Here is a 10,933-nt window from a genome sequence, read left to right as displayed (position 1 = left end):
AATCGCATTATCCTAACTTAAATAAAATCCAAACCTTTTATTATAAATTTCTAATTATATGTTGATTAGCTATAAACAAGTTCTGATTTTATATATAGTTTTCATTGCAAATATCAGCGAGTTAAAAACTCGCTGGCAAATCTGAGAATCATTCAAAAACAAAAGGAATCAAGCCTTCAGGTGTAGCCAACATAATGAACAATGGTATAGGATTTGAAAGACTTCTAAATTCTTTCAAATGCTTATTTACTTCCTTCATATCCTGCTGGCTTAATCCATTGGGGCCAAACGGATGCGAATGCCATTCACCAATGTATCCAAAAACTTGTCCCGACATTTTCTTTATCTTGTCAATTTCTTCGGGAAGATTGTTTATTCCTCTATAAAAGGTAACCTCATTTGATTCGCTATCGCTTGGTGCTGGAATCATATCTGTAACATGGATGGTTCTATTCTTTTTATTAATTGTCCCAATAAAAACACCACCTGTTTCATAAGGCATAGCAACTCCCATTTCAGATTTCATTTTTATGGCAATTTCAGGCTTTATTCGCACTTCCCAGCCATTATGCAGGGTTATAGTTATTAGAGGTGGCACAACAAAAGAATAACTTTCTATCTTAAACTCGTTTTCAGTATCAATTCTATTGATGAAAATGTATCCATCATCCTTGAAACTCTTTCTTTCGTATTCATTCTTGAGAACACCATAAAAAGCAGCAGAATGAATTGATACTACTTCGTCGGATAATATTGTTGTTTCTGAATTACAACCAACGCCGACGTTTATAATTGTAGATTCCTGTTTACTCCTATCGTGTTCGCTTTGTAGATATTGGCTAATAAATGGATATTGTTTATATAAATCATATGTCAAAACTAACAAGTCATCCAATCTTGGGCTCCTGTTCTTTCCCTCTACGAAAAGAACTCCAAGTTTCCCATTATTAAGCATCGTGGCTTTACAAATATTAGTAGATGTTTCTTTGATATTTTTAATTTGATGATTGAAAAAAGACTTTGATGCTGTAAAATCTAAAAACCAATCTGCTTCATCGAGGATTTTAGGGTCTGTAAAAATATCCGCATCTATAGGCAGAGCAATTAAGTCTTCTTCCAGGTTGTCGTATTTATAAAATGATTCTGCAACAGATTTTAAAGCAATCGCTTTGTTTTTACCAACTTGTTCCGGGAAAAGAGAATGTCGAACTAAATTGTGCGCTGAAAAAGAATCCCCATCTAATAAAAGCATATTGGAATACCCGCTCCTAATTAAATGCATAACTATTTTTGAGCCTAATGCACCACATCCGGCAATAATTAATGAACCTAAACCATTTCTCAAACCTGATACTTCACGTGCCTTTTCTATACTCAAAGGTTCAATATGAGATTGAAAAACAATTTTTGAATCGGCATTTAATTGTCTTGCATTTATCTCCTCTAAAGAAACTGCCGTACTAAAGTTTACAAATTCAATGTCAGAATTATAACCAATAACATTATGAGGGCGTTTTATAGATACAATTATCGGAAAGCTACTTCTTTTAGTGGATATATCATAACCACAATATGCTTCCAACGCAGCAGATATATCCATATTAAAGGTATTGATAAAATGATATAATTCCTTTCCACACGACGGTAGTTCCACAAGATATTCCTCTTGTACAGTATGGTTTTTATCCCACAATATAATACCATACTGCCATTTGTCAATGTGATTTTCTCCGGTTAATCCAAGATTATTCTTGAATATTTTTCCAACATCATCCGTAGTTTCCACAAAACCAAGAAAGCGAAAGGATGCCGCTTTTTTTTCTGTTTTAGCTTGCGTTTCATAAAATAGACCTAATACAAAACCTGTATTCGATGTTATTCCTTGTTTGCTATTTACATAATCAGCAAATTCTTTATATTTATAAACACTTGTTCCATTATACCCTTCTAATCGTAGTGGTTCATACTGGTTATTGTCAGAAGCCAACTCTCCACTTGCAGCATCACATAACCAACTTTTAATCTGAAATATATAGTCTCTTATTTCTTTTTCAGCAAACCATTCGTCTAAGTTTCCTCTGGTCAAACAAAAAGGTGCAGGCTTTCCAGTTTTTGACACATATAGATGTGCCAGTTTTTTCTTCGGAAAATCTAATCGGTCTGAAAATGCCCGTGGTGCTTTGTAGGGGTATGATAACTTATTAAAAACAATCAGGACAGGTTCTTTTTCGCGAATGTCAATATCTTGGTAATTGCCTCGTGGCGGAAGTTGTATCTTTAGTACGACACTTATGGCCACAGAATTTTCGTCCCATTCAAGAATATCAAGTTTACGTTTATTAAGCAATGACTTAATATTCTGAATAGAATGGCGGATTTCCGTGGATAACTCTCCCGAATATACTTTAAGTTTCTTAGAGTAGAGATTTTGAACCATATTCAGATCTTGTATTAGCTGCGCCTATTCCGTCTCCGGCTGCTGCGGCCGCACTTCCTTGTTGAGTTTTGTCTTCTCTTACAGGGCCTTGCGCAGTGACTTTATAAATAACTGGTTTGGGTTCAGATTCTTTAGGCTCTTTTGCCAATTCTATAAAATCTTCTTTTTTGTTAAGTTTTTTAATGTATTCATCCTTTGCTTGGTGGTGCGGCGGATTATCACCATTTTTCTTAATCAGTTTGCAAGAAGCGATAATCTGACCGTTTCCTACTTTCTTACCCAAGATTTTTAGTGACGTATCTTTAGGTGTCTTATTCTCCTCTTTGTCGTCATAAGGAACATCGTTAAAATATGTCCACGAACAATGATGAGGTGCTAAAAACAAATCCCACTTTAGTTTATCCTCATTATTATTGCTCTTTTTAGTTGATATCTCCCATACTTTAGCCCATATATGATGGTCAGCATCACCTCCAAAAAGAGCATAGGTACAGAAATCTCTGTCAGTTGAATTTACTTTAAAACGGGCTTGAACGACAATGCTGCTAAAATTTTTATTCTTATCTGCAGTTGCTGTAATCAAACTTTCTTTGAATGGTGAATGTATAAAAAACTCAAAATCCGATTTAACATTGCCGTTTAATATATTTTGGGTATCACCTGGCGTGTTATACGGAACATTCTCAAATTTCGCATCTCCATCATAGCCAATCATGCGGATTCTGTTTCCCGGCTTATCCTTATTTTTATCATTATCATCCCATAATTTACGACGTCTTTCGGCCTCTTTTTTAAATGCTTTTGAATCATCGCAACTTGAACAACTGAACAATAATGAAGTTGTCCAGATTTCATCGATTATTATTTCATCTGCTTTTCGGTTTGAATCGGAATAACTTTCAGGGTCTCCTTGATAAAAATGCTTTTTGAAACCACGACAATGGTCTTCGTCAGGATGTGATAATACAAATAAGTCTAAATGGTAGTTGCTATTCTTTTTTTTCAAAGAATCCAAAAGGTCTTTTTTTACATCATAAATTTGATTTCCATCTGCATCCTTGCCTGTTTCTCTGATATTAGAATCAAATAAAATGGTAGTTTCATCTTTTAGCGTTATCAGCACGGTATCACCATTATTAACCGGATAAAATTTCAATTTGTGGTTGCTCATATATTTGTTTTTTAATTAATATTCATTTAGCCTCGCATGTCGTTCAATAAAATGTCAAATGCTTCGTGTATGTTTGTGTATGAACCATGCTCCGGATCAAAACGTTTGGAACGTTCAATAGCCTGATTTAACTTGTCTAGTGAACATAAATCCTGTACCCATTTTTCTTTTTCAAGAAATTGAGTTGTCTTTTCATAGTCATTGATGTATTTTTTCAATGCAGCTTCGGCTGCCTTAGCATCTTTGAAATAGCGGTTGGTATGTTCGTGATGAAGTAAAAACCAATATTCAATTGAAGGCAAACTATTGCAGAAAAGAAGATTCTTATTCTTCCGATATTTGTTTTGAAGTTGCTCTAATTTTTTGCGTTCACTTTCGTTGTGTGCAGCAACATCGGCATCGAATACACAGATTACAAAAATATCTCCGCGTAATAGTTCTTCTATTTTCTTTTTCATCTCGGCAATACTCGTATTCCCAAAAAATCTTGGCTTGATAGTACAATGAAGGCCTAGTATTTTCTTGATATGCGAGAAATAATATTGCTCAGTTATTCCTTCTCCGACTATGTAAATGCCGGATTTAGGTTCTCGTATTTTTTGTTTCCTTCCACCCATAGTTCTTAAATATTTGGTGTGGCTCCGAACTTACCATACTTGTATGCTTTTTGTAAAGAACTGATGCGGTTAACCCCTTTGAAATCAGCCAAAGAATATAATTCCGTAGAACCACTTTCTTTTTTATTGGTAAACCAAATACTGTCCTTTCTCAATAAATCATCTTCTTCCAAAAGACCATCATAATGGGTTGTTAAAAGTAATTGAGATTGTCCTTTCCGTTTGAAAAAATCCTCAATGATAAATTCAACCAATCGCGGATGCAGGGATGATTCAATTTCATCAATTGCTAAAAATGCATTATTATCAACCAGCTGACTAATTGCACTTGCTAAGCCAAGTGTTCGTATAGTTCCTGCCGATTGCAATCCTTTAGACATTTTATAGAATTTACTTACACCATCTTTATTTATAACTTTATGCTCAAACTCCGTTTTGGTAAGTTTAATTGTTTTTTCTTTTTTCAACCTTTCTTTTTCATCATCGGGCAAGTTTCCTACTTTGCTTAGCAACAAGGACAACATATCATCAGGCACATTTTCCTCGATTTCTTCCGTATTGATATTCGTGATATTGTAATCAGCCCTACATAGGAAATTCAGTATATGTTTTTTAATTGATGCGTTTTTAGCAATCATTTCTTCTGCAAAATCAACTAACCTTGTATGAGGCTCAATAGATGGCAGGCTATATTGAGTTTTCATCCATTGAGTTACATTATCTATTTCAGGAACAGCAACGTTTACTCTGTTGTAAGCAGCCAAAACAGACATATTTAATAAGCATTTTACTGTAATCTCATCTTTTGCAGGTTGACTAATTTTTACTTTTTTGGGGTTGAATGTTATTTCAGAAATATTTCCATTTAACTTCCTTTCAAAAATAAGTGCAGGTTGTGTTCCAGGATATACAAAAAGTTTTTCGGAAATGACTTTTTTCTTATCCAATATAAGGGAATAAAGATGTTTTATTCCCTCTGTATAGAATGTCAAAGAAAATTCAGAGGGTTCTTGTGGCGTTTCTTCATCCAATAAAAAAGGAATAACACCTGTCGATTCATCTTTGTCTTCTGGAATTTCAAACCAAAAGTTTCTAAGAAAATCAAAAACATTTAGTAAATTACTTTTCCCTGAAGCATTTGCGCCATATACAATTGCAAGCCTTAAAATACGGGTATTTGGAGCTACTTCTACCACTTGATAATCTTCAAAAGATTTATCTTTTGTGGCTTCAAAACTAAACGTTACTTCTTCTTTGAATGAAAGAAAATTTTTTATTTTTAATTCGAGTATCATCTTGTTTATAATTTGATTTTATTTTTATTCATGTAAAGTTTCATACAATCTTTCAGCATAGGCGAGTGCTGTTGTTTTAACCCATTCTCTGTTAACCATGAGTGACCAAAACAAAACAAAAAGAATAAAGATACCTAGTAGCATCCAATCTTTTGTTTTCACTGTTTCAATAGAAGTAAATTTTTGCGTCATCATAAAAGAGTGAACAAGTATGCAAATAGTAATAATTCCTATAGCCAACGTTTTCATCCCCCATAGATTCCTTCTAAAACCATAATTGATATTTTCTTTAAATAGTAATGAATATTTGCTTGTGTCTCGTGTTTTTGAAATCAAGAATTTTGTACAACTATCATATATTACATCTGCTGCTTGTAAATTCTCCATTTCTTCTTCATTAGTGGGGATCTTAATATCAGGAATCGTTTGTTCCAGTTTTGTATGAAAACGTTTTTTCGTATGAATGTCTAAATGGTCATTGGAATGCCTCAAAATCAAACTAGTAGGCTTTCCACCCCACTGTTTAAATAGTTTATTTTCTTTTTTCTTTCCATTATGCCGACCTATCTGTGCTAATACAAATGAGAACACACCAAGACATGTAAAAGACGTAAAATAGTGGTAATATAGTTCAACATTGGTGACATAAACTATAGCCAATATAAAACAAGGAAATAAAACTATCACTGATGGGTATACTCTTGCTTTGAGCGAATATGTGTTAAATTCTATCATTATTCTTCAACTTGATCGTAAAACGGAATCGGTGTTGCCGAAGAATAGCCTACTCTATCATGTGTATTATGTTTCCGGCAAAGAATATTTCCCTTTGTATGAAAAGGCTGCATATTTCTGCGAATTAATGCATTAGTCACTTTTTTCGCAGGGTGTTTAGGGTCTCCTTTCATGGGGCAAGATATATACGCACTTTGTCCTTTAATTGAGTTTAAAACACTTGGACTTACATTACGCTTACTCCCATGGTGTGGAACTTGTAACATATGAAGGTTATTTAATTGAATGCCATTATAGCTTGCTTTTTCTATTACACTTTTCAATGCAGGTATGCCAGCATCACCAGTAAATAAAACTTTTTGTCCTGCATAAGAAAACAAGGAAACCACACTTGAGTTGTTTTCAGGGCTTGTTTCACCTGATTCATCAAGTGTTTCTATATGCATTGCTTCTGCAATCATCTGAACGGTATCTTTAACGGCAGAGAAAGCCTTAGACAGAAGACTTTCGTTAACAGGTTCTGGCGCACACCGGAACTGGGGTAATAACTCTTTGTAAAAATCTTGCGTAGGACCTAAAACAGTTATAACACCGTCATCAAAGGTCAAACCAGTAAAAGGCTCTCTAAGTATAATCCTTTTGCTTTTAGCAAGAGATTCTATCTCCGAAACTATATTTAAAGCGTCTTTCAGCTTCTCTTTTAAACTGTTACTTGTGATTCTTCCATCCTTAAACATACTAAGGAATTCGTTGGACGAAAGCCATGGACGATGTACCCAAATCTCTTTAACCTTAAGATTATTTATTACCTCCCTTAACCCGGAACAGTGGTCATTGTCAGGGTGTGTATTAATTATTAAATCTACGGTATCAGTATTATACACAGTTTTGATATGTTCAACTATTTTTTCTCCGCTGGCCAGTGTTCCTCCATCAATGACTATAACTTTTTGAGAATGGTTATAAGTGCTATTAAGCCGTCCATACTGTATCGTAATGGCGTCACCACCTTTCTCTCCATCTCCTACTGGATGGAAGTCAATTTCAAATGCTAATTCTTCACTCATATCCTTTTATTTTTTATATTTTCATATTTTCAGCAAAAATACAAAATAAAATCCAATAAAACAATTTTATTCTACACAAATGCAGATAAAAGTCTTATTTTAAAAATAGAAGACCAAAAGGGCTGCTTCTATTTTTGCTTTATCAATAAATGCTATATGTTCTTATTCCCTTCAATCTGTTCCAAGTCCTAAGCGAGAACAATAAAGAATTGACTCATATTATTGAAAATCAACCATCAACTTTCTCAACTAAATTTAATATTTTTACCTTGTAAGTCTATTTATAAACTTTAATAACAGCAGTATGGACTTACAAAATTTAAGAAACAATTATCCGCTTCTCCTGTCTTATATGCAAGCCAACAACTATGGCAGGCAATATATAAGGTTTATAGAGAAGGAAATCAACTGGATTCTGGATGAATCTAAAAATTACAGGTGGGAAACGTATAATGATGTTTATCAGGTATATATTGACAAATGGAGGAACAGGCACACTTTGGCAAACAGGCTCAGGGGATTGCTGGTAATCAAAAGATTTGATTTGGAATCACAGATGCCGGATGGTGGAAAACACTACCATAAACCTTCAAATTACCATTATCTGGCTGAAGAGTTCAGACTGTTTATTAAAACATTCCGTAATGCTGTCAAACAAGAAACCAACACGTCCTACTATAAGGGCATAGAATACTCCGCCTGTTCTTTCCTGTTGAGATTGCAAAAGAATGGCATAAACACACTCGAATCAGTTACGGAGGAAAGTGTGATTGATGTTTTTTCTAGAGATGATAAGATAAGAAGTTATGATTTCATATACTATGTAAAAAACGCACTAAAAATAAATGCTCCATTTTATCACAGCGACACTTGTTTAAGAATCATATCCTACCTGCCCTCTTTCCCGCAAAGGAAGAAAAACATTCAGTATCTTACCAAGGATGAAACTAAACGGGTTAAATCAGTATTGGATAATGACACTTCACTTTCGTTGCAAGATAAAGCCATTGGTTTATTGGCATATTACACGGGGCTGAGAAGTTGCGATATCACAGCCTTATCCCTTCATGATATAGATTGGGAACATGATATAATACATATCAGGCAACAAAAGACCGGGGCTCCATTAGTCCTTCCAATGCGGGCCACAGTAGGGAATGCCCTGTTCGATTACATAACAAAAGAAAGACCAGAAACTATTGAAAAAACTGTATTCCTTACTGTGAACGCCCCTTACAGAAGATTACACACAAGCAACCTGCATGCCATATGTGTGGGAATAATGAAAAAAGCAGGGATTAGGAACAATGCCGGGGATAGGCACGGGTTCCATCTTTTCCGTCATCATTTAGCCACATCACTATTGGAAAACGGGATTCAGCAACCCGTTATCAGTTCAACGTTGGGGCATCAGTCGCCGGATTCCCTCAATCCGTATCTGAGCTCGGATTTTTCACATTTGAAAGCATGTGCGTTAAGTATCGATTGTTTTCCTGTCGAGAAAAAAGTTTTTCAATCATGAAGAAATACCAATCATTTTTAGCGGATATTTTGGAGAAATATGAATCCTACAGGATTGCATCGGGACGTACAAGCTATAGCTACATCAAGAATTTGATTTTTTTCGACCATTATTGTGCCAGCGAATATCCGCTGGCTGAACAATTAACGCAGGAGATGGTCGACAAATGGTGTGCGCAAAGAGCAACTGAATGCAATAATTCGGTTATTTCAAGGGTATATCCTGTCCTCAGTTTTTTGCGTTATGCAAAAGAACGGCGACTGGTTGATGTTCAATTGCCATCAACACCGAAGAGTAGGCCACGTGCTTATATACCACATGCTTTTACTCGGACAGAATTAAATAACTTTTTCTATTCCTGTGATACTATCGAGGTAAAATCCGGACTAAGCGGGGAGATAAGGAAAATCACAATTCCGGTTGTCTTCCGCCTTCTCTATAGCAGCGGAATGAGAACCACCGAAGTCCTGTTATTAAGATATGAAGATGTCGATTTGCAAACAGGAGTTGTCAATGTCCAATATTCCAAGGGATACGACCAGCATTTCGTTGTCCTCCATGATTCCATGCTTGAACTGATGAAAATATACGATTCGTCTGTTTCCAAGCTATTGCCCAACCGCATATTTTTCTTTCCAACGACTAAAAATAAAAATTATCAGGGCGTTTGGATTACTTATTACTTCAGGAAGCTATGGCAGCAAAGGAACCGCACCAGAGCGATTGCATATGAACTCCGGCACCATTACGCCATTGAAAATATAAACCATTGGATTGGGGACGGATTGAACCTTCATACCAAACTCCTTTCTTTGAGTAAAAGTATGGGGCATAGCAATATCGAGAGTACAAAAAAATATTATGCCCTGGTGCCGGGACTTTCCAACATAATAGAAGATGTATCGGAAGAATCTTTTAATGACTTAATACCAAATATTGAACAAGATGAAAAGAACAAATGATGAAGCTTATAAAATAGCTCAATATATCCATAAGTGGATAAATGAATATACCCTGTCCATAAAATCCAACAGCCTGCATACAATCCGGACATACATGACGACATTATCGTTGTTTTTTAAGTTTTTGGAGACAGAAAAAAAGATTGATTCTTCAATCTTGTGTTTTGAATGCCTGTCAAGACCCTATATTGAGGAATGGATACTATGGTTGAAAAGCAAGCGGGGGTGCAGCCCTGAAACCTGCAATATCCGTTTAGCTGCTCTAAGAGCTTTTCTAAAATATGTGGCAGAGAAAGAAATAACTTATCTTTCCATATACCAAGGAGCAACTTTAATTCTCCGGCAAAAAGTATTTAGGAAAAAAGTCGTTGGCATGAGTAAAAATGCAATCAAATCACTAATGTCGGTACCCGATGTTTCCACAAGGACAGGACAACGAGATTTGGTTCTTATGGTTATACTGTATTGCACGGCTGCCAGGATTGATGAGATTTTGTCACTGAAAATCAACCAACTGCATATGGATGCAGGTAAGCCGTATATTACAGTTGTTGGCAAAGGCTGCAAAATAAGGACTTTGTATCTCTTGCCTAAGGCAGTTGCCCATTTGAGGAAATATTTAAAAGAGTTCCACCCGGCAGAGCCAAACCCGGATGCGTATGTATTTTATTCGAGAAGCAAAAGCATCTTGGAGAAAATATCTCCCGAAGGCGTGAATAAGCAATTGAAAAAATATGCTGTCGTCGCACATGATATATGCAACGAAGTCCCGATTGACTTACATGCCCACCAAATCAGGCATGCAAAAGCATCGCATTGGCTGGAGGACGGGATGAATATTGTCCAGATATCTTTTCTGTTAGGGCATGCCAATCTTCATACGACAATGGTTTATCTGGATATTACCACAGAACAGGAATCAAAAGCATTGGCAACTTTAGAGGATGAAGGTAAAAAAGGGATTCCGAAGAAATGGAAATCCCAGTCAAAAAGTCTTGCCGCATTTTTAGGTGTCAAAAATATTGTAGATAAATAGAAATTATCCAAACCTTAGATGATACATATAACTGTATATAAGATATATTCATCTAAAGGTTTGGATTTTATTTAAGTTAGGATAATGCGAT

General features: G+C 35.5%; 9 protein-coding genes. 3 read left to right on the top strand and 6 right to left on the bottom strand.

From position 1 onward, the window contains the following. Positions 1-148 precede the first annotated feature (148 nt). The 6 genes from cap2-3 to JCM10512_RS20565 all read right to left on the bottom strand — a co-directional run bounded on the left by cap2-3 (position 149) and on the right by JCM10512_RS20565 (position 7,322). Positions 149-2,437, bottom strand: a complete 2,289-nt coding sequence (cap2-3, locus tag JCM10512_RS20590; protein ID WP_044165778.1) for an anti-phage 6A-MBL system cap2_3 protein — start codon at positions 2,435-2,437, stop codon at positions 149-151. Next, entirely contained in the window at positions 2,415-3,608 is a 1,194-nt protein-coding gene (gene mblB, locus JCM10512_RS20585) for an anti-phage 6A-MBL system MBL-fold protein (protein WP_052517329.1), read from the bottom strand. The genes cap2-3 and mblB overlap by 23 nt, the downstream gene beginning before the upstream one ends. A gap of 26 nt (positions 3,609-3,634) precedes the next feature. Next, positions 3,635-4,225 (bottom strand): RloB family protein, encoded by a 591-nt coding sequence (locus JCM10512_RS20580; protein ID WP_044165775.1) that lies wholly within the window; start codon positions 4,223-4,225, stop codon positions 3,635-3,637. A 5-nt stretch (positions 4,226-4,230) separates the two neighbouring features. Then, positions 4,231-5,520 carry an AAA family ATPase gene (locus JCM10512_RS20575; RefSeq protein ID WP_044165773.1) on the bottom strand — a complete coding sequence of 430 codons (1,290 nt, stop codon included), beginning with the start codon at positions 5,518-5,520 and terminating at the stop codon, positions 4,231-4,233. A gap of 24 nt (positions 5,521-5,544) precedes the next feature. Further along, positions 5,545-6,111: a hypothetical protein gene (locus tag JCM10512_RS20570; protein ID WP_183209646.1), complete on the bottom strand. Its 567-nt coding sequence runs from the start codon at positions 6,109-6,111 to the stop codon at positions 5,545-5,547. A 143-nt stretch (positions 6,112-6,254) separates the two neighbouring features. Continuing rightward, positions 6,255-7,322 (bottom strand): ComEC/Rec2 family competence protein, encoded by a 1,068-nt coding sequence (locus tag JCM10512_RS20565; RefSeq protein ID WP_044165770.1) that lies wholly within the window; start codon positions 7,320-7,322, stop codon positions 6,255-6,257. A 304-nt stretch (positions 7,323-7,626) separates the two neighbouring features. Between JCM10512_RS20565 and JCM10512_RS20560 the strand changes: the two genes are divergently transcribed. Genes JCM10512_RS20560 through JCM10512_RS20550 form a run of 3 tightly spaced genes read left to right on the top strand, consistent with a single transcriptional unit; the run spans position 7,627 to position 10,842 of the window. Further along, positions 7,627-8,844: a tyrosine-type recombinase/integrase gene (locus JCM10512_RS20560; RefSeq protein ID WP_044165767.1), complete on the top strand. Its 1,218-nt coding sequence runs from the start codon at positions 7,627-7,629 to the stop codon at positions 8,842-8,844. Next, positions 8,841-9,806 (top strand): tyrosine-type recombinase/integrase, encoded by a 966-nt coding sequence (locus JCM10512_RS20555; protein WP_044165765.1) that lies wholly within the window; start codon positions 8,841-8,843, stop codon positions 9,804-9,806. Before JCM10512_RS20560 ends, JCM10512_RS20555 begins: the two co-directional genes overlap by 4 nt. Continuing rightward, on the top strand, positions 9,790-10,842 hold the full coding sequence (locus JCM10512_RS20550; RefSeq protein ID WP_044165764.1) for a tyrosine-type recombinase/integrase: 1,053 nt from the start codon (positions 9,790-9,792) through the stop codon (positions 10,840-10,842). The genes JCM10512_RS20555 and JCM10512_RS20550 overlap by 17 nt, the downstream gene beginning before the upstream one ends. Positions 10,843-10,933: the final 91 nt, after the last annotated feature.

The organism is Bacteroides reticulotermitis JCM 10512 (assembly GCF_000517545.1).
Classification (GTDB): Bacteria; Bacteroidota; Bacteroidia; order Bacteroidales; family Bacteroidaceae; genus Bacteroides; species Bacteroides reticulotermitis.
Note: the sequence above shows the minus strand (reverse complement) of the source record. Positions and strands in the feature narration are given on the sequence as shown.

Bases quoted from the DNA above. Each gene is read 5' to 3' on its own strand.
- cap2-3 (WP_044165778.1), bottom strand. From the start codon at position 2,437: ATGGTTCAAAATCTCTACTCTAAGAAACTTAAAGTATATTCGGGAGAG.
- mblB (WP_052517329.1), bottom strand. From the start codon at position 3,608: ATGAGCAACCACAAATTGAAATTTTATCCGGTTAATAATGGTGATACC.
- JCM10512_RS20580 (WP_044165775.1), bottom strand. From the start codon at position 4,225: ATGGGTGGAAGGAAACAAAAAATACGAGAACCTAAATCCGGCATTTAC.
- JCM10512_RS20575 (WP_044165773.1), bottom strand. From the start codon at position 5,520: ATGATACTCGAATTAAAAATAAAAAATTTTCTTTCATTCAAAGAAGAA.
- JCM10512_RS20565 (WP_044165770.1), bottom strand. From the start codon at position 7,322: ATGAGTGAAGAATTAGCATTTGAAATTGACTTCCATCCAGTAGGAGAT.
- JCM10512_RS20560 (WP_044165767.1), top strand. From the start codon at position 7,627: ATGGACTTACAAAATTTAAGAAACAATTATCCGCTTCTCCTGTCTTAT.
- JCM10512_RS20555 (WP_044165765.1), top strand. From the start codon at position 8,841: ATGAAGAAATACCAATCATTTTTAGCGGATATTTTGGAGAAATATGAA.
- JCM10512_RS20550 (WP_044165764.1), top strand. From the start codon at position 9,790: ATGAAAAGAACAAATGATGAAGCTTATAAAATAGCTCAATATATCCAT.